This is a genomic window from Bradyrhizobium sp. Y36, assembly GCF_002531575.1.
Lineage (GTDB): Bacteria > Pseudomonadota > Alphaproteobacteria > Rhizobiales > Xanthobacteraceae > Bradyrhizobium.
This window is the reverse complement of sequence record NZ_NWTI01000020.1, coordinates 68666-87534: the sequence shown is the minus strand read 5'-3', so window position 1 is coordinate 87534 and position 18869 is coordinate 68666. Positions and strand designations below refer to the sequence as shown.

The window sequence follows — 18869 nt, the reverse complement described above, 5'->3', positions numbered from 1 at the left end:
TCACATCATCCCGCTCTCTTCCTCTTCCGCCTGCTCGATCAGCTTCTCGCTCACCATGACCTCCCGGCGCGGGACGACGAAGATCATGACGCAGGCGCAAAGCAGCGAGATCGCCAGCACCGCGGAGGTGAGCGGCAGCGTCGTTGCGGAGTGACCGCCGAGATAGGCGCCGAATTGCGACATCAGCGCGCCGATGCCCTGCTGCAGGAACCCCATCGCGCCTGAGGCGGTGCCGGCGGCCTCGGGGCGGATGCTGATGGCGCCGGCGGCGGAATTCGCCATCACGAAGGCATTGCCGACCATCACGATCATCTGCGTGCCGAACAGCCAGCTTGGAGCTTCGTTCCACCCCGTAAAGCTCCAGAGCAGATTCAACAGGCTGCCGCAGAGCTGCAAGGCCAGCCCGAACCAGATCAGCTTCTCCAGCGAGTGCCGCGGCGCGAAGCGCACGCAGAGCAGATTGCCGACCAGATACGCAAAGCCGGTCGTTGCAAACCAGGCGCCGTATTCCGCACTGGTCCGCCCCATCTGCGTCACGACGATGTAGGGCCCGCCGCCCGCGAAGGTGAAGATGATCTGGGAGGCGAGCACTTGGCACAACACATAGCCGACGAAGGCGCGGCTCTTGATCAGGGTGCCGACGTCGCTGCGAAAGCCGCCGCTGCCCGCGGCCCGGTCGCGCCGCGTCTCGGGCAGCGCCAGCGCGATGCCGACGGCAACGGCAAGCGCGCCGATCGTGACGGCATAGAAAATTGCGCGCCAGCCGAACGCGGTCTCGATCAGGCCTCCCGTGAGCGGCGAGACCATCTGGCCGATCATCAGGGCTGCGACGACGAGGCTGATCATCGAGGCGACGCGGTCACGCTCGTAGATGTCGCGGATGATGGCGCGGCTGATCACCATGCCGGAAGCGCCACCGAGCGCCTGGAAGAAACGCGCCGCGATCAATTGCGGCAGGGTCTCGGCGAAGATGCAGGCGACGCTCGCCACGACCATCAGCGCGAGGCCGCCCAGCAGCACCGGGCGCCGGCCGAATTTATCCGACAGCGGCCCCATGATGAGCTGGGACAGCGCGATGCCGACCATGTAGAGCGACACCGTCATCTGCGCGATCGAGATGTCGCGCCCGAAATTCGTCGCCAGCACCGGCAGCGCCGGAACCAGGATGTAGAGCGAGATCGGCGCGATCCCGGTCATGACGACCAGCAGCAGCAACACCCCGCGCGAGGTCGCAAGGTTGGTCGCCGCTTTCGGCGGCTTGCTGATCATGCCGTGCATAAACGTCCGTCTTTCGAATTCGAATCGACTGTAGCGTGCCTGCGCAAGACGGATATCGGCGTTTCGGAATGCGGCTATACGGATTTTGGGACGGTTGCGATGAGGGCGTGATGGCGACCGATTGAGCGCGCGTCTCGTGCGGTAATCTCGCTGTCATCACCCGCGAAGGCGGATGATCCGGTACGCCGCAGCCTATCCGGATACGTGTGATGTCTCTGGGATACTGGATGCCCCGCTTTCGCGGGGCATGACGGCGGCGGTGGTGAAATAGCCTTGCGCAAATCGCGTAGTGCTATGCGCTCCGGAATGGCGAGCCCATGCCTACAGCTCCGCCGTCGCCTGAACGAGCCAGGCCTTTGTCGGTTCGTCCAGTGCCGGTCCCACCTCGGCCCGCACGCGGGCATGGTAGGCATTGAGCCAGGCGAGCTCGTCCTTGTCGAGCATCTCCACCTCGATCAGCCGGCGGTCGATCGGTGCGAGCGTCAGCGTCTCGAACGCGTTCATCGGCTTCTCGGCGCCCTTGATGTCGGCTTCGACCACCAGCTCGAGATTCTCGATGCGGATGCCGAAGCCGTCGGTCTTGTAATAGCCGGGCTCGTTGGAGAGGATCATGCCGCGCTTCAACGGCGTGGTGCCGAGCTTCGAGATCCGGGCCGGCCCCTCGTGCACCGAGAGATAGCTGCCGACGCCGTGGCCGGTGCCGTGCTCGAAATCGACGCCGGCGGCCCAGAGATATTGCCGCGCCAGCGTATCGAGCTGCGCGCCCGTGGTGCCGTCGGGAAAGACCGCGCGCGCGATCGCGATGTGGCCGCGAAGCACGCGGGTGAAGCGATCGCGCATCTCGGCGGTCGGCTCGCCCACGGCCATGGTGCGCGTGACGTCGGTGGTGCCGTCTTCGTACTGCGCGCCGGAATCGATCAGCAGGAGGTCGCCGGGCGTGATCCGCCGGTTGCTCTTGCGGGTGACGCGGTAGTGCACGATGGCCCCGTTCGGGCCGGTGCCGGAGATGGTGGGGAACGACACGTCCTTCAGCGCGCCGGTGTCGCGGCGAAACGTCTCCAGCGCCTCGACCGCGTCGATCTCGGTCAGCCTGCCGCTGGGGGCTTCCCGATCGACCCAGGCGAGGAAGCGCGCCAGCGCCACGGCGTCGCGTACATGGGCCGTCTTCGTGCCCCTGATCTCGGTCGCGTTCTTGACGGCCTTCAGCAGCGCAATCGGATCGCTGCCGCGCACCGGCTTGCCGCCGGCGCCCGCGATCAGGCGGCTAAGTGCGTCCGCAGCGGTGGCGCTGTCGAGCGCGATCGACCCGCCGCCCTTGGCGAGCGCCATCAATGTCGGCGCCATCGCATCGGGCTCGCGCACGTCGGCGGACTGCTCGAGATGGTCGCGCGTGAGGTTGGAGAGCTTGCGGTGGTCGATGAAGATGGTGGGACGGCCGTCTTTCGGCACCAGCGCGTAGGATAGCGGCAGCGGGGTGTGGGCGACGTCGGCGCCGCGGATGTTGAAGGTCCAGGCGACCGCGTGGCTGTCCGACAGAACCAGTGCATCGACGCCGAGCCTGCCGATCTCGGTTCTGATCTGCGTCAGCTTCTCGGCTTCGGTGACGCCGGCGTTCTGGAGGTTGTGCACGGCGACGGGGGCGAGCGGCGGCTGCGGGCGGTCCTGCCAGACCGCGTCGACCGGATTGCTGTCGACGGCAACGAGCTCGGCGCCGGCCTTGGCGCAGGCGGCGGACAGGCGCTCTGCTGCCGCAAAAGTGTGCAGCCACGGATCAAATCCAAGGCGGTCGCCGGCCTTCAGGTGCGCCGAGACCCAACTCTCCGGCGGCGGATCGATCAGCGATTCCACGGCCCAGGCCTTGGCATCGACCTGCTTGGCGGCCTGCAGCGTGTAGCGGCCATCGACGAACAATGCGGCTTCCTGGCTCAAAACCACCGCAAATCCCGCCGAGCCCGTGAAGCCGGTCAGCCAGGCCAGCCGTTCTTCCGACGGCGGTACGTATTCATTCTGCTGCTGATCGGCGCGCGGAACGACGAAGCCGGTGAGCTTGCGACGGGCGAGTTCTTCACGAAGTGCCGCCAGACGCGCCGTCAATGCGACGCCGGCCTCCGGCTCCTCGAATGTCTGGAAGTGTGCTTCGAACATGGTGGATCACTTTAGGATCATGGGGACGAGTCCGCAATCTGGACGCATTTGCGTCGCATCTGGCATGGACTGTGCTTGAAATCGTTCCACTCGAATTGAGTGGAGTAAAGGATGCGGCAGCCGCGCTTCGTCCGGATAACAGGGAAATTCGAGCAGGTGGTTCATCTCAACGAAGAGGGGACACACGATGCCAGCGTTCACGTTTGAGAAGATTTCGCCGTCGGTGCGTCGCGCGCCGGCTATGGCGGAACCGAAGAAGCCGCGCAGTGTCATAAGCCAAGTGATCGACCGCATTGCCGAGCGCCGCGCCCGGCGCAGTCTGCAGGATGAGCGCGCGCCGCAGCGGGACGAGAAGGCAGCAGAGTAGCGGCGGTCACGGTGCCGTAGCTGGGTTAGCCGAAGGCGTAACCCCCGCTTGGGTGCCGCATGCATTGGCGGACTACGCTTCGCTAATCCGCCCTACGAGACATTCCTCAACAACAGGCTACTCCACCCCTCGATCCGCAGGTGCTTCAGCGGCACGAGGCCGCGCGCGCGGTAGGCGGCGATCACGGCGGGGGCCTGGTGCGTCAACAGGCCGGAGAGGATGACGTGTCCGCCGGGCGCGAGATGTCGTGTCATCGGGCCCGCCAATTGCCGCAAGGGGTTGGCGAGGATGTTGGCCAGCACCAGGTCGAACGGACCGGCTCGTCCAAAATCCGGCGCGGCGAAGCCGGTGGCGCGGATCACGCGTACATGATGCCCGACTTCATTCAGCCAGGCGTTTTCGGCCGCCACCCGCACCGAGGGCGGATCAATGTCGGAGGCGAGCACGGCGCGATGCAAAGCCTTGGCCGCCGCAATCGCCAGCACGCCGGTGCCGGTGCCGAGATCGAGCAGATTCCTCGGTCGGGAACTCTTGAGGACGTGGTCAAGCAGAAGTAAACAGCCGCGCGTTGTGCCGTGGTGACCGGTGCCGAAGGCGAGCGCCGCCTCGATCTCGATCGCGAGCTTGTTCGGCGTCACCCGGTCGCGGTCGTGGCTGCCGTGGACGACGAAGCGCCCGGCCGGGACCGGGACCAGATCTTCCAGGCTGGCCTTGACCCAGTCCTTGGCTTCGATGGTGTCGAAGGCAAGCGTCGCGGCGATCTCATTTCCCGCTGAAGTTACAATGAGTTCGCGCAGCCATTCCTGATCAGGCGCCTCGGCGAAATGGAGCGTGACGTCCCATTGTCCGTCCGGCCGCTCAAAGGCGGCGACGGCCGCGTCGCCCTCGAAGAACAGTTCGGTGAGCACGTCGACGACGCGTCTGGCGTCCGCTTCACTGCCGATCGAAAAGCTGGCGCGATGGGTGGGAGAAGGCTGCATTCAGGGTTCCGTTGAGTTCAATTTTTGGAACTTTTGTGGCCAATTATCGCCACAAGTTGCGGTTCCCGGGTTAACCGGGCCGTAGTTTGTGTTCCGTACCCTTCCGGCTGTTGAATTAAGCCAACACAGCTTGGAATTGAAACGGAGGCGAGTCTTGAAGAACATTATTCAGAAGTTCTGGTCGGATGAGTCCGGTGCGACGGCGATCGAATACGGTCTGATTGCCGCGGGTATCGCTCTCGCGATCATTACCGTGGTCAACAGCCTGGGCGTCACCCTGAACGACAAGTTCACGTCCATTAGCAGCTCCCTGAAGTAATTTCCGCCCCCATTTCCCAGCGGGGGCGCTTTCTTCATAGGCTGAGTCTGACGAGCGCCCGCGCGGGGAATTGCCTCCGGCGGGCGAGGTCGTTTTGGGGCGGTTCTCGCAGGCAGGCCGGTCGAATCTCAGTTTGAACTTGGTGGCCTGAAGCCGGAGATCAGCTGGATATGAATGTCCTGGGCGACGATCTGGCGCGCCCATTCGGCCCGATCTTCCGCGATCAGCTTGGCGACCAGCAACTCATCCACGATCGACGCGGCAACTTGCTCGCTCCAGCGGATATCTTTTGCGTTTCTATTCTCGTCGATCACGTGAGATACCACCCGACGTCCACAGCCTGTGCGCGCGCTATTCGCGACCCATCCACAGCTTTATACCCCCCTTATACCGCACCCTTTCCACAACTTGATCCAGGCTTGTGTCGAGAGACGACGCCAAGTTTGCCACAGCTCTTCCAACAGCCTGTCCACGGTCCATCCACAGGCCTATCCACGGCTTTTGAACAGCGACCGGTGATCGCTCAAGATCACCTGCGCGGCGTTGTGGCCGGGCGCGCCGGTGACGCCGCCGCCGGGATGGGCGCCGGAGCCGCAATGGTAGAGGCCCCTCAGCGGCCCGCGATAATCGGCATGGCCCAGCATCGGCCGCGCCGAGAACAGCTGGTTCAAGCTCAGCGCGCCGTGGAAGATGTCGCCGCCGAGCAGGCCGAACTGCCGTTCGAGATCGAGCGGGGACAGGATCTGGCGGCCCAGCACGCTCGCCGCAAAACCCGGCGCGTATCTATCCACCGTCGCGATCATGAGATCGGCGACCTCGTCGCGATGGTCGTCCCACGATTTTCCATCGGGAAGTTCCGGCGCGACGTGCTGGCAGAACAGGCTCGCGACGTGTTTTCCTGAAGGCGCCAGCGTGTCGTCGAGCGTGGAGGGGATCAGCATCTCGACGACGGGCTCTCGGCTCCAGCCCTGCGCCCGCGCATCGAGCCAGGCACGATCCATATAGCCGAGGCTCGGCGCCAGGATGATGCCGGAGGAGAGATGATCGCCCTCACCAGGCAACGCGGTGAAGGAGGGCAGGCGGTCCAGCGCCACGTTCATGCGGAAGGTGCCGGAGCCGTTCTTCCAGTTTCGGATGCGCGTGAGGAAGTCCGCAGGCAGGGCGTCGGCCGCGACCAGCCGCGTGTACAGCAGCTTCGGATTGACATTGGCCGCGACATATTTCGCGCGGATGGTTGAGCCGTTTTCCAGCACGACGCCGACGGCGCGGTCGCGCTCCACGATGATTTCGCGCACCCCAGCGTCGGTGTCGATCACCACGCCGCGGCCCTGTGCGGCGCGCGCCATCGCCTGCGTGATTGCGCCCATGCCGCCGATGGCGTGGCCCCAGACGCCCTTCTTGCCATTCACCTCGCCGAAGGCGTGATGCAGCATCACATAGGCCGAGCCCGCGGCGTAGGGGCTGGCGTAGTTGCCGACGATGGCGTCGAAGCCGAACAGCGCCTTGACCAGATCATGCTCGAAGCGCTCATCCAGCATCTCGCCGGCCGAGCGGGTGAAGAGATCGAGCAGGCTACGGCTCTGCTCCAGCGTGAGCCCGCGCAGGATGTTGGCGGTCTTGAAGGCGTTGATGCCTTCGCGGACGGCCGCCGTGCCAAGACCGCCGACGAGGTTCGGCGGCGCACGGAGCACGAACTGCCTGAGCACGTCGGCAATGTCTTCCAGCTCGCGCGAAAACCCGTCGAGCGCGCCTGCGTCATGCGCACTCAGCCGCGCGACCGATGCCTTCGTCCGTCCCTCGCCGGTGAGGAGATAGCTGCCGTCGGGCGCGGGCAGGAAATTCTGGGCGCGCCGCTCGACGATGCGCAGTCCCTGCTCGGCGAGCTTGAGATCGCCGATCACCTGCGGATTGAGCAGGCTCACGGTATAGGCCGCGACCGAGTTCCTGAATCCGGGGTGAAACTCCTCCGTCACCGCGGCCCCGCCGACCACCTTGCGGCGCTCGACCACGCGCACGCGCAAACCCGCCATCGCGAGATAGGCCGCGCAGGTGAGGCCGTTATGGCCAGCGCCGATGATGATGACGTCGGTTTCGCTCATGAGGATGCAAGGCCCGGTCTACCGTCATTCCGGGGGTTCGCGTAGCGAGAGCCCGGAATCTCGAGGTTCCGGGTTCGATGCTTCGCATCGCCCCGGAATGACATCTGTATATCAAGCATTCCTCGCTGCAACATCACGACACCCTTTATTGCCCGTTCAGGCGCCTTGTGCTCCATTGCGCGCGTCCGGCGCCCGCCGGGTTTCGAGCCGGAGCTTCCATGGATTCCATCGTGCAACCCGCCGCCACGGAGCAGCCCTCCGCCTCGCGCAACCGGCTGCTACTGACGGTCTACACCGCTGCGATCTTCGTCAGCGCGCTGCTGCTGTTCTCGGTGCAGCCGTTGTTCACGAAGATGGTGCTGCCGCGGCTCGGCGGCTCGCCCGCGGTGTGGTCGGTGGCCATGGTGTTCTTCCAGTCGCTGCTGCTGGCGGGCTACGCCTACGCGCATCTGTTGATGCAGGCGAGGAGCCGGATCATTCCGGTGGCGGTGCATCTGGTGCTGCTGGTCGCGGCCTTCGCCACGCTGCCGCTCGGCATTGCCTCGGCCTATGGCGAGCCGCCGGCCTCGGGCTATGCGTTCTGGCTGCTCGGCCTGTTCGTGATCTCGATCGGCCTGCCGTTCTTCGCGCTTGCCGCCAACAATCCGCTGCTGCAGGCCTGGTTCGTCCGCACCGGCCATCCCGCCGGGCATGATCCCTACTTCCTCTACGCCTCCTCCAACATCGGCAGCTTCCTGGCGCTGCTGTCCTATCCGTTCCTGCTCGAGCCGATATTCACGCTGCACACGCAGAATCGGCTGTGGACCGGCGGCTATGGCCTGCTGATCCTCCTGATCGCCGCCTGCGGCGTGCTGCTGTTGCGCTCGCCGAAACTCGCGGTGGTCGACGCGAAAACCGAGGACATCAACGCACCGGCGCCGGCGTTCCTGACGCGGCTGCGCTGGATCTTCCTGGCCGCGGTGCCGTCCGGCCTGCTCATTGCCGTCACCGCGCACATCTCGACCGACGTCGCGGCGGCGCCGCTGCTCTGGGTGCTGCCGCTGTCGCTGTACCTGCTCACCTGGGTGGTGGTGTTCCAGTCGCGGCCGCTGCTGCCGCATAGATGGATGCTGATGCTGCAGCCGGTCGCGATCGCGGGCGTCGTCGTCCTGCTCGCTTTCGGCGGCGAGCAGAATTTGCTGCTGACGCTCGGCGGTCACCAGCTCTGCTTCTTCGTCATCGCCATGGCCTGCCATGGCGAACTGGCGCGGACCAGGCCGGCCGCCAAATATCTCACCGGCTTCTATGTCGCGCTGTCGTTCGGCGGCATGGTCGGCGGCCTCTTTGCCGGCCTCGTTGCGCCCTTCAGCTTCTCATGGATCGCCGAATATCCGATCCTGGTCGCGCTCGCCGCGCTATGCCGGCCATCCGCGAATGAGCGTCTCGCCGGCATCGTCAAATGGTACTGGCCGGTGCTCGCCGTGCTTGCGGTCGCGCTCGTTGTGCCGTCTTACACGACCGGCAACCTCTCGACCTGGTTCGAGGATCATCGCGTCTGGGTCGCAGGCTCCGTCGGCGTACTCGCCGCGCTGCTCGCATCGGTGCTCAATGCCGAACGCTGGAAGATATTTGCCACCGTCGCGCTCGCGCTGGCGCTGATCCGGATCTATCCCGCGGACGAAGGCCGCGTCACCACCGTGCGCAGCTTCTTCGGCGTGCACAAGATCGTGGAAACGCCCGGCGGCTACTTCCATGTGCTGATGCACGGCACAACCATCCACGGCGCCGAGCGCTTCCGCAACAATGATGGCACGCCGGTGACCGGCCGGCCCGAGCCGATCACCTATTATCACAAGGACGGCGGGATCGGTCAGGCCGTCAGCGCGATCCGCGAGCGCAAGGGGGCGCCGCTCAAGGTCGCGGCGATCGGCGTCGGATCGGGCACGCTCGCATGCGCCGCCGAACCCGGCGAGGATTGGAAGTTCTTCGAGATCGACCAGTCGATGGTGGATGCCGCGCGCGACCCCAAGAACTTCCGCTACATCTCGAGCTGCCTGCCGGACCTGAAGCCGGTGATCGGGGATGCGCGCCTCACCTTCGCCAAGGAGCCGGACGGCGCTTACGATCTCATCATCGTCGATGCCTATTCGTCCGATGCGATCCCGATCCATCTCGCCACGGAAGAGGCGATGAAGATCTACAAGAACAAGCTCGCGCCGCATGGTGCCGTGGTCATGCATGTCTCCAACCGCCACCTCGATCTCGAGACCGTCGTGGTCGGCATCGCCGATGCCAACGATCTCAGGAGCTGGGTCTTCAACGAAGATTCCGGGCGGGATGCGGACTACATCTTCTCGACCGACGTCGTCATCTCCGCGCGCGAGGACGCAGATGTCGGCAAGCTCGCCGCCTCCAAATCATGGGAGCAGACCGAAGCCGACGACAGGGTGCGGGTCTGGACCGACGACTATTCCAACATCCTGGGCGCGCTGTACCGGCGGCTGCGGGACGGGGAGTGATGCTCCGTAGCCCGGATGGAGCGTAAGCGTAATCCGGGATTGCGTCCAACGTGCGAGCGGCCCCGGATTGCGCTCCGCTCCATCCGGGCTACAAGGCGGCGGGACGCTACGGCGCCACAGGCGTCCCCGCGGGCAGCGCAATCCCCTTCTCGCCCGCGACCTCGCGCAACAGGTCCGGCCTGTCCGAGATGATCCCGTCAACGCCGAACTCGATCATCCGGGCCATGTCGTCACGCTTGTTGACCGTCCACACCACGACGCGCAATCCGAGCTCGTGGGCCTCGGACACGAGCGCGGCGGTCACGTCGCCGAAATAGGGCGACCAGATGGCGCCGCCTGCCGCCTTGATCGTCCGCGGCAGCGAGCCGCCGTGATCGGCCGGGCTGAAGCCCGCCGTCCAGTTGGTGGCCTTGTCGAGTGCAATGGTCGGAGCCGAGCCGCGCTGGAGTGTCAGGTACACCGTCGGTATCTTCGACGCCTGCTGCTGGATCAGCAGCAGGGTCCTCCAGTCGAACGACTGGATCATGACGCGATCTGAAAATCCCTCGGCCTGGATCACCGCGAGCAGCTTTGCGACGAAACCCTGCGGATCGAGCGTCTCGTCCGGGCGGTTCGGATCGATCTTGGTCTCGATGTTGAAGTGCACGCGCGTATTGCCGGACTTGCGCACCAGCGCGAACAGCTCGCCGAGCGTGGGGATGCGTGTCCCGGGCACGGCGCGCTGATCGGGGAATTGTTTCGCATAGGAGCTGTCCGGCCGGATCTGGCCGACGTCATAGGCCTTGATGTCGGCCAGCCGCAGCTTCACGAAGGGCGTTCCGGGCGGAACCACGTAGGCGCCGCTCGCGTCCCGCGTGATATCGGGGTTGAGCCCGCGTTCGTGCGATACGACGACCTCGCCGTCAGCGGTGACGCCGACATCAAGCTCCAGCGTGTCCACGCCCATCGACAGCGCGTTGGCGAAGGCGGGCAGGGTGTTCTCCGGTAGCAGCGCCCGGCCGCCGCGATGCGCCTCGATATCGAATCCCATGGCTTGCCCCGTTATCAGAACCGAGAGCACAGTCAGAATTGTGGTGGCACGTGACGGCATCAGGGTTCGCAGCGCTCGTGAAGACAGCAGCCTATGAAATCTTTGCGCGTTTCGTCCAGCCTTGCGGTTGACGGCGGCCGTGGAAGGCGGAAACTGCGCGGCAAAATAAGGTCAGGGAGCCACTCACATGCGGCTTGTCTTCATCGCAACAATGGCGGTTCTCATGGTTGGACAGGCGGCTGCCAGGGATGTGCTTTCGGGGGCGAGCCTCTTTGGAGATGCGTCGCGCTATGCCTCATTCGGCCTGCACCGCTTCGGCTCGACCGGCGATCGCGCGACCGCGGATTGGATCGCCGACGAGATGAAGCAGGCGGGTTTCGACGTCAGGTTTTAGCCCGTCGTGCTCGGCCGGCAATATGTCGTCGAGCAGGCCAGCGCCGAGGTTGCCGGCACGACGGTTGTGGCGACGCCATTCTGGTGGCCGCCGGAGGACCGGGCCAGCTTCCATTTGTCCGCGCCACTCGGCCGCGATGGCGATGTCGCCGGCAGGATCCTGTTGCTCGATCTGCCGTTCGATCGCGGCGCCTATCTGGGGCCGACCCATCGTGCCGCCATCAACGAAGCGGCAGCGAAGAAGCCGGCGGCGATCCTGCTGATGATCGGCAACCCGGCCGACGACCGCTTCGCCTACAATGTCACGCAGGAGGATGCGCCCTGGCCCGTGCCGGTGGTCGTTGTGGCTGCGAAGTCGCGCGCGGCGTTCGAGCGCGCGCTCGCCGCAGGCATGCCTGTTGCCTTCGACGTCAAAGGTCACTACGAGCGCGATGTCGCCGGGCGGAACGTGATCGCTGAGATCGGGGCCGGCCGCGGGCCGACCGTCGTCGTCTCGACGCCGATGACCGGCTGGTACTCCTGCGTCTGCGAGCGCGGTCCCGGCATCGCCAACTTCCTCGCTCTGGCGCGCACCGTCGCCGCCGAGAAATGGCCGGCACATTTCGTCTTCATCGCCACCGCCGGCCACGAGATCGGCCACGGCGGCATGGAGCTGTTTCTGAAGAACGGTGCTCCGCCGCCCAAGGAGACCCTGGCGTGGATTCACTTCGGTTCGTCGAACGCCTGCTACGGCTTCGCCGAGGGCGTCCGAACCGATCGTCCCGAGGAGGAGCGCTATCTCGTGCTCAGCAAGTCCGCGGTCGCTCTGACCGACGAGGCTTTCGCCAATGTCGCGGCGAAACGTCTGGTGACGGAGAAGCAGGCGGTCGGCGAGTTGCGCGACGTGCACGCGGCGGGCTACGCCAATTTCCTCGGCATGGCCGGCCGCCATCGCACCTTCCACACGCCGTCGGATGATCTTGGCGCAACCGGGCCCGAGATCCTCGAGCCCGTCGCGCGGGCCTTTGTCGACGCGGCACGAAAGATCGTCGAACGGGGCGATGCCGCGTTCAGATAGCCTCAGTTCTGGTAGTAGTAGTTGCTGCGCGGCTGATAATACTGGCGAGGCTGCTGTTGCTGATAATAGTAGCCCTGCTGGCCGTAGCCCTGGTCGTAGGTCGGCTGCGGCAGTTGCTGATAGGCCTGCGTGCCATAGGGGCGCGTGATCGGGCGCGGCGCCGGATAACGTGCGCCGGTGTCGCTGCCGTCGGCCGGATAGATGTAATTGTCGTCCTGCGGCATGTAGCGGCGGGCGGGCTGCGCCGGTGGCGTCAGGTTCACGGGATCGCCCGTGGTGGCGTATTGCTCTTCGGCGGGCTGCTGCGGAGCGCGGGCCACGGCAGTGTTGGTGCGGCCGCGCGGATTGCGCGCCAGCGCCACCTGCGCCGAGCCGGTCAGCGTCACCGTGGTGTTGAGCACGCCCTGCTGCTGCACAAGGGCATAGAGCGTCGAGGCGTTCTGGCGCGACAGCCGCACGCAGCCATGTGATGCCGGCGAGCCCAGTCGGCCGACCGAGTCGGTGCCGTGGATGGCGTGCCCGACCTTGGTGAAGAAGATCGCGTGCGGCATCGGCGCGTCGTCGAATTCCTTGGAGTAGTGGTCCTCTTCCATCCGGAAGGTGCGGAACGAGCCGTTCGGCGTCTCGCGCGAGGGGATGCCGGTCGACACCGGCCAGTGATAGCGCGTGACGCCGTCGACCGCGACGGTCATCTGCTGATTATCCTTGTCGACGGTGATCTCGACCTTGGCCTGAGCGGTGCCCGCGCTGAGAAGCATCAGGGACGTGAAAGCAATGAAAAATGAACGCATCTGGAAACGCATTTGAATCCTGGCCTCCGGCCTGTTCGCGCTAGTGCCGCGGCTCTCCGTCCCCCGGCCTGCAATATGCCTGCGATCCGGTTTCCGTTCCAGCGGCCCGCAAGCCCATCGTTAACGCGATGCGGGGCGTAAGCAAGGCCGCTTTGTGCCGCGCTGGCTTCGGGGATGCTGACATTTTCGCGAGCGGACGCGCGGTCACAACGTCGACAATTCGTCACAAAGGCGCAACCATTTGGCCGTTCGCTGCGTTGATCGTGGCCGACCCGACAAGCGGCGTTCGCCGTCGTTTATTCCTGCACTTTCCTTTGGGACCGAAGATGAACAAAGCCCGTGCTACCGCCGCCGCCCTGCCGGCCGGCTTGCCTGTCCGCCTGCTGTTCGCAGCCGCCGCCATTCTTCTTGCGCTGCTCGCCTTGCCGCAAGCTGGCCACGCCCAGGGCATCGTGCGCGGTGCGCAGGAAGGATCTTATGAAGGTAACAGGATCGCCGGGCCTGTCGGCGGTGTCGTTGGCGGCGCGGTCGGCGCCGGCGTGGGTGGCGCGGTCGGCGCCGTCGAGGGCGTGTTCGGCATTCCCCATCACCGCCATTACCGCTGCCGCGGTTACTATGATGGCTATCACCGCTTCCACTGCTATCGGTGAGGCCACAGCCGTCATGACGGGGCGCCCGAAGGGCAACGGCGGACTCCATCGCACTGCAGGCTTGGTGTCGGACTGCAGACTTGGTGGATGAATGGATTCCGGGCTCGCGCTGTGCGCGCCCGGGAGCGACAGCTTAATTTTTCAGCCGGTAGCCGGTGCGGAAAATCCACCAGATCACAACCAGGCAGATCACCAGAAACGCGATCGTCATGCCGATGCTGACGGCGACGCTGACGTCGGCGATCTCGTAAAAGCTCCAGCGAAAGCCGGAGATCAAATAGACGACCGGATTGAGCAGCGCGACCGTGCGCCAGGTGGGCGGCAGCATGTCGATGGAATAGAAGCTGCCGCCAAGAAAGGTCAGCGGCGTCACCACGAGCATCGGGATCATCTGCAGCTTCTCGAAGCCGTCGGCCCAGATGCCGATGATGAAGCCGAACAGGCTGAACGTCACCGCCGTCAGAACCAGGAAGGCCAGCATCCACACCGGATGATGGATGTGCAGCGGCACGAATAGCCCGGCCGTCGCCAGGATGATCAGACCCAGAATGATCGACTTGGTCGCGGCGGCGCCGACATAGCCGAGCACGATCTCGAAATAGGAGATCGGTGCCGACAGGATCTCGTAGATCGTGCCGGTGAATTTCGGAAAGTAGATGCCGAACGAGGCATTGGCGATGCTCTGCGTCAGCACCGAGAGCATGATCAGGCCCGGCACGATGAAGGTGCCGTAGCTGACGCCCTCGACCTGGCTGATGCGCGAGCCGATCGCGGCGCCGAACACCACGAAATAGAGCGAAGTCGAAACGACCGGCGAGACGATGCTTTGCAGCAGCGTGCGCCAGGTGCGCGCCATTTCGAACAGATAGATGGCGCGGATGGCGCGATGATTCATGACGTCCTCACGAGATCGACGAAGATGTCCTCGAGCGACGATTGCGTCGTGTCGAGATCGTTGAAGCGGATGCCGGCGGTGCGGAGGTCGCCGAGCAGGCTGGTGATGCCGGTGCGCTCGCCCTTGGTGTCGTAGTCGTAGACCAGGGTGGCGCCGCCGTCGCAGAGCTCGAGCTCGTAGTGATGCAGGCTTTCCGGCAGGGCAGCGATCTTGCCTTGCAGATGCAGCGTCAGCCGCTTCTTGCCGAGCTTCTGCATCAAGGTCGCCTTGTCTTCCACCAGCACGATCTCGCCCTTGTTGATGACGCCGATGCGGTCGGCCATCTCCTCGGCTTCCTCGATGTAATGCGTGGTGAGGATGATGGTGACGCCGGACTGCTGCAGCGTGCGCACCACCTCCCACATGCCCTTGCGCAGCTCGACGTCGACGCCGGCTGTGGGTTCGTCAAGAAACAGGATCTGCGGCTCGTGCGACAGCGCCTTTGCGATCATCACGCGGCGCTTCATGCCGCCGGATAGCGTGATGATCTTGTTGTCCTTCTTGTCCCAGAGCGAGAGGTCCTTCAGCACCTTCTCGATATGATCGGGGTTCTTCGGCTTGCCGAACAGGCCGCGGGAGAAGCTCACGGTCGCCCACACGCTTTCGAACGCGTCGGTGTGCAACTCCTGCGGTACGAGGCCGATCAGCGAGCGCGCCTTGCGGTAGGAGGTCTGGATGTCCTCGCCGCCGACGAGCACGCGACCTTCGCTCGGGTTGGCGATGCCGCAGATGATCGAGATCAGCGTGGTCTTGCCGGCGCCGTTGGGCCCGAGCAGCGCAAAGATCTCGCCGCGCTTGATATCGAGATTGACGTTCTTGAGCGCCTTGAAGCCGGACCCATAGGTCTTCGACAGATTGGCGACGGAAATGATGGGGGACATGATGGCCGCAGGGCTGAGGGGCAGGGCTGGGGAGGGGAGGCTGGAACCTGCCGGGAGGGCGGGTCAGCGGAGCCCTGAGATAGGAATGGCCTTGCCCGGCCGCAATTGCCCGGAGAAAAATGGTCTCAAAACAGGCCCTTCGGCGGTAGGATTCGGGCAAGTGTTGCGCGATGGTCACGGGCTGTGGCTAAGATTGCCGCTCACGCGGCTCTTTGTTGCGTCTGCGAGCGGGCCGTGGCTACGATTCCGGCCAATCGCAAAGCGTATGTCCCCAGGGAAAACATCGATGAGACCGAACGGCCGTCACACCGCCGGCGCCAGCCAGTTGTCCGCCCTCCGCGTCTGGGCGATGGGCCTGCTCCTGCTGTCAGCTGTTGCCATCAACCCGACCTCGGCCCGGGCGGCCCCGAGCCAGGCTCAGGTCGCGACCACGCATGTCTATCTGCTCCGTGGCGTGCTCAACATCTTTTCGCTCGGCCTCGACACGATCGGCGCCCGGCTCCAAGCGCAGGGCGTCCCGGTGACGGTCGCCAACTTCGTGTCCTGGTCCTCGCTCGCCGATGAAGCCGCGACCGCCTACAAGGCCGGCCGCCTCAAGACCATCGTCCTGGTCGGCCATTCCTCCGGCGCCACCGCGCTGCCCGACATGATCGCCAAGCTCAATCAGCTCGGTGTGCCCGTGAAGCTCGCGATCGGCCTCGACTCCGTGTTCAAGACCAAGCTCTCGACCGGTGCCGAGCGCTACATCAACATCTATATCGGCGACGGTCCCGGCGAGCCGGTGCGCGCCGCAAACGGCTTCCGCGGCAAGCTCGACAATGTCGACGTGCGCGGCACCGGCGTCGGCCACATCTCGATCGACAAGAACGAGGCGATCCAGCGCCGCGTCATCGCCGAGATCGACGCCGCGATCATGCGCTCGCGTGCGCCGGCGCAGCCGGTTGCCGAACATGGTGCGCCCCGGCAGGCCCGCTCGGCGGCGGCGACGGCTCCGGCAAGGAACTGAGCCGGTCGCTTATCCTCCCGCGTGATGCCGCTCAAGCGGGCGTCACGCGGACCGCCATGCTCTCCAGTCCGCGCAGCGAATTGTTGAGCCTGCGCTTCGGCTCCCCCGTGAGCTCGATGGTCTTAACGCGTCGTGCAAGCTCGCTGAAGATCAATTCGCCTTCCAGGCGCGCGATCATCTGGCCGACGCAGGCATGAATGCCGGCGCCGAAGCCGACATGGCCGGTCGCGGTACGCTCGATATCGAAGCGGTCGGCTTTGTCCCACCGCGCAGGATCGCGGTTGGCGGAGGCCATGAACAGCAGCACCTTGCGGTGCGCGGGGATCACGCCGCCGCCGATCTCGACGTCGCGCGAGGTGGTGCGAAAGAACGTCTGCACCGGTGAATCGTAGCGCAGGCCTTCCTCGAAGGCGTTGCGCGCCAGCTCCGGCCTCTGATGCAGCTTGCGGTACTCATCCGGATGCGTGGCGAGCGCGAGCAGGGTGTTGCCGATGCCGTTGACGGTGGTGTCGATCCCGGCGGTAAGGAAGGGCCGCACCAGATGCGTGGCTTCGTGCTCGGTGATCTCGCCCTCGTCGGCGGCCTGGTAGATCATCATGCCGAGGCTGTCGGGCCGCAGCGCGTCGCGGGCGCAGCATTCCATGATCCAGCTCTGCGCGGCGAGGCCTTCCTGCCGTGAGGCCGCGAGGATCTCGTTCTCCGGGCCGAAGCTGTTGAACACGAAGGTGCTCCAGGCCAGCAGCTTCTCGCGGCCGTCCGGCCTGATGCCGATCGCGTCCGGAAACACTTTCATCGGATAGGCTTCGGCAAGATCGGCCACGGCATCGAAGGTGCCCTTGTCGATCAGCTCCGTGACCTTCTGCTCCGCTTCGTGCTGAAACGTCTCGCGCAGCTTCCGCGCAACGCCCGGCGACAATGTGCGGCCGAGGACGCGGCGGCCCTTGTCGTGGTCGGGCGGATCGATCTGCAGCGTCAGCGGCCTTGGCAGCGCCGGATTCATCCCGTGCAGCCCAACGCCCTCGCCACTGATGAAGGTCTTCCAGTCCTTCAGCGCCGGCTCGACCTCGGCATGGCCCGCCATCGCCCACACGCCGTAACGCTCGACCTCGAATAGGGGGCCGAGCGCACGCAACGCGGCGTAGGCAGGGTAGGGGTTCAACAGGAAGTCAGGTGCAAACGGATCTATCTGACTGGCTGAAGTGCCGCTCATGATCTGCTCCCGTCCGCTAAGGCTTGGCGAGCGCGCACTGGCCATCACTCTCGGAGCGGAATGCATCCTCGCCCCTGATCGTGGCGACGACCTTCAGCAGATCCCATGCGGATTTCGATTCTTCGGGTGACTTCACCTGAAGCAAATAGAGCGGGTGGATCTTGCGTCCGTCCTTGCGGATATGGCCCTTGCCGAACAGCGGATCGTCGGTCGGCATCTCCTTCATCGCGGCGACGACGGCCTTGCCGTCCTTGGCGCTGCCGACCCTGTCGACCGCCTTGAGATAGTGAATGACCGAGGCGTAGACGCCGGCTTGCATGTCGTTCGGATAGGCCTTTGACGGAATCCGCTCGGCGAAGCGTTTTGCGAACGCACGCGTGCCGTCGTTCAGATCCCAGTAGAATGGGTTCATGATCTGCGCGCCTTGCGCGAATTTCAGGCCGAGCGCGGGAAGGCCGTTCATGCCAAGGATCAACCCGACCAGTCTGTGGTCCTTGGTCAGCCCGAACTCGGCGGCCTGCTTCATCGAGGTGATGGTGTCGTCACCGGCATTGGCGAAGCCGACGACGTTCGCACCCGATGCCTGCGCCTGGAGCAGGAAGGAGGCGTAATCGGCCGTTCCCAGGGGATGCCGCACGCTGCCGAGCACCTCGCCGCCGGACGCCTTCACGGCCTCCGCGGCCTGCTTTTCCAGATCATGGCCAAAGGCGTAGTCGGCGGTGATGAAGAACCATTTCTTGCCGCCCTGCTGCACGATCGCCTTGCCGAGGCCGCGGCCATAGGCATAGGTGTCGTAGGTCCAGTGCACGGTGTTCGGCGTGCACCTCTCGCCGGTCAGCAGCACCGTGCCGGCGCCCGATCCGACGAACACCTTGTTCTTCTCGGCGCTCATGCCGGCCACCGCGAGCGCGATCGAGGAGTTCGGCAGGTCGAAGATCGCATCGACGCTTTCGTTCTCGTACCAGCGCCGGGCGATGCCGATCCCGATGTCGGTCTTGTTCTGATGGTCGGCGGCGACGACCTCGACCGGTTTGCCGCCGGCCTTTCCGCCGTAATCCTCGACCGCCATCTTCGCGGCGACGACCGAGCCGATGCCCTGATAGCTCGCGAACGGACCGGACTGGTCGTTCAGGATGCCGATCTTCACGACGTCCTCGGCGAATGCCGGAGCTGCGCACGCCAGCATCAAGGCCGAAATGCACAATTTATGCAGGAATTTGCGGTTCATTAT

At 65.0% G+C, this 18869-nt stretch carries 18 protein-coding genes; 7 read left to right on the top strand and 11 right to left on the bottom strand.

The window, feature by feature from the left end; translation table 11 throughout:
• Complete coding sequence (locus CO669_RS27605; RefSeq protein WP_097663099.1) at nucleotides 1-1278, bottom strand: multidrug effflux MFS transporter; 1278 nt, start codon at nucleotides 1276-1278, stop codon at nucleotides 1-3.
• A gap of 321 nt (nucleotides 1279-1599) precedes the next feature.
• Nucleotides 1600-3423: an aminopeptidase P family protein gene (locus CO669_RS27600; RefSeq protein ID WP_097663098.1), complete on the bottom strand. Its 1824-nt coding sequence runs from the start codon at nucleotides 3421-3423 to the stop codon at nucleotides 1600-1602.
• 187 nt (nucleotides 3424-3610) lie between these two features.
• Between CO669_RS27600 and CO669_RS27595 the strand changes: the two genes are divergently transcribed.
• Nucleotides 3611-3790 carry a hypothetical protein gene (locus tag CO669_RS27595; RefSeq protein ID WP_097663097.1) on the top strand — a complete coding sequence of 60 codons (180 nt, stop codon included), beginning with the start codon at nucleotides 3611-3613 and terminating at the stop codon, nucleotides 3788-3790.
• 92 nt (nucleotides 3791-3882) lie between these two features.
• Here CO669_RS27595 and CO669_RS27590 read toward each other — a convergent pair whose 3' ends face one another.
• Entirely contained in the window at nucleotides 3883-4770 is an 888-nt protein-coding gene (locus tag CO669_RS27590) for a 50S ribosomal protein L11 methyltransferase (protein ID WP_097663096.1), read from the bottom strand.
• Between the two features lie 154 nt (nucleotides 4771-4924).
• Here CO669_RS27590 and CO669_RS27585 point away from each other — a divergent pair, with 154 nt between their 5' ends.
• Nucleotides 4925-5089, top strand: coding sequence for a Flp family type IVb pilin (locus CO669_RS27585; protein ID WP_143278749.1), 165 nt, complete (start codon nucleotides 4925-4927; stop codon nucleotides 5087-5089).
• 128 nt (nucleotides 5090-5217) lie between these two features.
• On the opposite strand, the gene CO669_RS27580 is transcribed toward CO669_RS27585, so the two are convergent.
• Complete coding sequence (locus CO669_RS27580) at nucleotides 5218-5403, bottom strand: hypothetical protein (protein WP_097663095.1); 186 nt, start codon at nucleotides 5401-5403, stop codon at nucleotides 5218-5220.
• A 174-nt stretch (nucleotides 5404-5577) separates the two neighbouring features.
• Nucleotides 5578-7188, bottom strand: a complete 1611-nt coding sequence (locus CO669_RS27575; RefSeq protein ID WP_097663094.1) for a phytoene desaturase family protein — start codon at nucleotides 7186-7188, stop codon at nucleotides 5578-5580.
• A 218-nt stretch (nucleotides 7189-7406) separates the two neighbouring features.
• Here CO669_RS27575 and CO669_RS27570 point away from each other — a divergent pair, with 218 nt between their 5' ends.
• Nucleotides 7407-9686 carry a fused MFS/spermidine synthase gene (locus CO669_RS27570; protein ID WP_097663093.1) on the top strand — a complete coding sequence of 760 codons (2280 nt, stop codon included), beginning with the start codon at nucleotides 7407-7409 and terminating at the stop codon, nucleotides 9684-9686.
• A gap of 106 nt (nucleotides 9687-9792) precedes the next feature.
• On the opposite strand, the gene CO669_RS27565 is transcribed toward CO669_RS27570, so the two are convergent.
• Entirely contained in the window at nucleotides 9793-10776 is a 984-nt protein-coding gene (locus CO669_RS27565) for a glycerophosphodiester phosphodiesterase (protein WP_097663092.1), read from the bottom strand.
• Between the two features lie 127 nt (nucleotides 10777-10903).
• Between CO669_RS27565 and CO669_RS36440 the strand changes: the two genes are divergently transcribed.
• Both CO669_RS36440 and CO669_RS27560 read left to right on the top strand, forming a co-directional pair.
• Nucleotides 10904-11110 carry a hypothetical protein gene (locus tag CO669_RS36440; protein ID WP_245444534.1) on the top strand — a complete coding sequence of 69 codons (207 nt, stop codon included), beginning with the start codon at nucleotides 10904-10906 and terminating at the stop codon, nucleotides 11108-11110.
• A gap of 6 nt (nucleotides 11111-11116) precedes the next feature.
• Nucleotides 11117-12166, top strand: a complete 1050-nt coding sequence (locus CO669_RS27560; RefSeq protein ID WP_245444532.1) for a hypothetical protein — start codon at nucleotides 11117-11119, stop codon at nucleotides 12164-12166.
• Between the two features lie 2 nt (nucleotides 12167-12168).
• On the opposite strand, the gene CO669_RS27555 is transcribed toward CO669_RS27560, so the two are convergent.
• On the bottom strand, nucleotides 12169-12969 hold the full coding sequence (locus CO669_RS27555) for a L,D-transpeptidase (RefSeq protein ID WP_097663091.1): 801 nt from the start codon (nucleotides 12967-12969) through the stop codon (nucleotides 12169-12171).
• A gap of 314 nt (nucleotides 12970-13283) precedes the next feature.
• On the opposite strand from CO669_RS27555, the gene CO669_RS27545 reads away from it, so the two are divergent.
• Nucleotides 13284-13607, top strand: a complete 324-nt coding sequence (locus CO669_RS27545) for a hypothetical protein (RefSeq protein ID WP_097663155.1) — start codon at nucleotides 13284-13286, stop codon at nucleotides 13605-13607.
• Nucleotides 13608-13740: 133 nt separating this feature from the next.
• Here CO669_RS27545 and CO669_RS27540 read toward each other — a convergent pair whose 3' ends face one another.
• A complete protein-coding gene (locus tag CO669_RS27540) occupies nucleotides 13741-14502 on the bottom strand; it encodes an ABC transporter permease (RefSeq protein WP_097663090.1) in 762 nt (253 codons plus the stop codon).
• Nucleotides 14499-15422 carry an ABC transporter ATP-binding protein gene (locus tag CO669_RS27535; RefSeq protein WP_097663089.1) on the bottom strand — a complete coding sequence of 308 codons (924 nt, stop codon included), beginning with the start codon at nucleotides 15420-15422 and terminating at the stop codon, nucleotides 14499-14501. The genes CO669_RS27540 and CO669_RS27535 overlap by 4 nt, the downstream gene beginning before the upstream one ends.
• Before the next feature lie 286 nt (nucleotides 15423-15708).
• Between CO669_RS27535 and CO669_RS27530 the strand changes: the two genes are divergently transcribed.
• Nucleotides 15709-16428 carry a hypothetical protein gene (locus CO669_RS27530; protein ID WP_097663088.1) on the top strand — a complete coding sequence of 240 codons (720 nt, stop codon included), beginning with the start codon at nucleotides 15709-15711 and terminating at the stop codon, nucleotides 16426-16428.
• A 31-nt stretch (nucleotides 16429-16459) separates the two neighbouring features.
• Here the strand turns inward: CO669_RS27530 and CO669_RS27525 are convergent, their stop codons facing one another.
• The gene (locus tag CO669_RS27525) at nucleotides 16460-17638 is read right to left on the bottom strand and encodes a cytochrome P450 (RefSeq protein WP_097663154.1); all 1179 of its coding nucleotides are present in this window, start codon (nucleotides 17636-17638) and stop codon (nucleotides 16460-16462) included.
• A 16-nt stretch (nucleotides 17639-17654) separates the two neighbouring features.
• Entirely contained in the window at nucleotides 17655-18866 is a 1212-nt protein-coding gene (locus CO669_RS27520; protein ID WP_097663087.1) for an ABC transporter substrate-binding protein, read from the bottom strand.
• Between the last annotated feature and the right edge of the window lie 3 nt (nucleotides 18867-18869).

Bases quoted from the DNA above. Each gene is read 5' to 3' on its own strand.
- CO669_RS27590 (WP_097663096.1), bottom strand. From the start codon at position 4,770: ATGCAGCCTTCTCCCACCCATCGCGCCAGCTTTTCGATCGGCAGTGAA.
- CO669_RS27530 (WP_097663088.1), top strand. From the start codon at position 15,709: ATGAGACCGAACGGCCGTCACACCGCCGGCGCCAGCCAGTTGTCCGCC.
- CO669_RS27525 (WP_097663154.1), bottom strand. From the start codon at position 17,638: ATGAGCGGCACTTCAGCCAGTCAGATAGATCCGTTTGCACCTGACTTC.
- CO669_RS27600 (WP_097663098.1), bottom strand. From the start codon at position 3,423: ATGTTCGAAGCACACTTCCAGACATTCGAGGAGCCGGAGGCCGGCGTC.
- CO669_RS27540 (WP_097663090.1), bottom strand. From the start codon at position 14,502: ATGAATCATCGCGCCATCCGCGCCATCTATCTGTTCGAAATGGCGCGC.
- CO669_RS27545 (WP_097663155.1), top strand. From the start codon at position 13,284: ATGAACAAAGCCCGTGCTACCGCCGCCGCCCTGCCGGCCGGCTTGCCT.
- CO669_RS27570 (WP_097663093.1), top strand. From the start codon at position 7,407: ATGGATTCCATCGTGCAACCCGCCGCCACGGAGCAGCCCTCCGCCTCG.
- CO669_RS27535 (WP_097663089.1), bottom strand. From the start codon at position 15,422: ATGTCCCCCATCATTTCCGTCGCCAATCTGTCGAAGACCTATGGGTCC.
- CO669_RS27520 (WP_097663087.1), bottom strand. From the start codon at position 18,866: ATGAACCGCAAATTCCTGCATAAATTGTGCATTTCGGCCTTGATGCTG.
- CO669_RS27595 (WP_097663097.1), top strand. From the start codon at position 3,611: ATGCCAGCGTTCACGTTTGAGAAGATTTCGCCGTCGGTGCGTCGCGCG.
- CO669_RS27555 (WP_097663091.1), bottom strand. From the start codon at position 12,969: ATGCGTTTCCAGATGCGTTCATTTTTCATTGCTTTCACGTCCCTGATG.
- CO669_RS27605 (WP_097663099.1), bottom strand. From the start codon at position 1,278: ATGCACGGCATGATCAGCAAGCCGCCGAAAGCGGCGACCAACCTTGCG.
- CO669_RS36440 (WP_245444534.1), top strand. From the start codon at position 10,904: ATGCGGCTTGTCTTCATCGCAACAATGGCGGTTCTCATGGTTGGACAG.
- CO669_RS27575 (WP_097663094.1), bottom strand. From the start codon at position 7,188: ATGAGCGAAACCGACGTCATCATCATCGGCGCTGGCCATAACGGCCTC.
- CO669_RS27565 (WP_097663092.1), bottom strand. From the start codon at position 10,776: ATGCCGTCACGTGCCACCACAATTCTGACTGTGCTCTCGGTTCTGATA.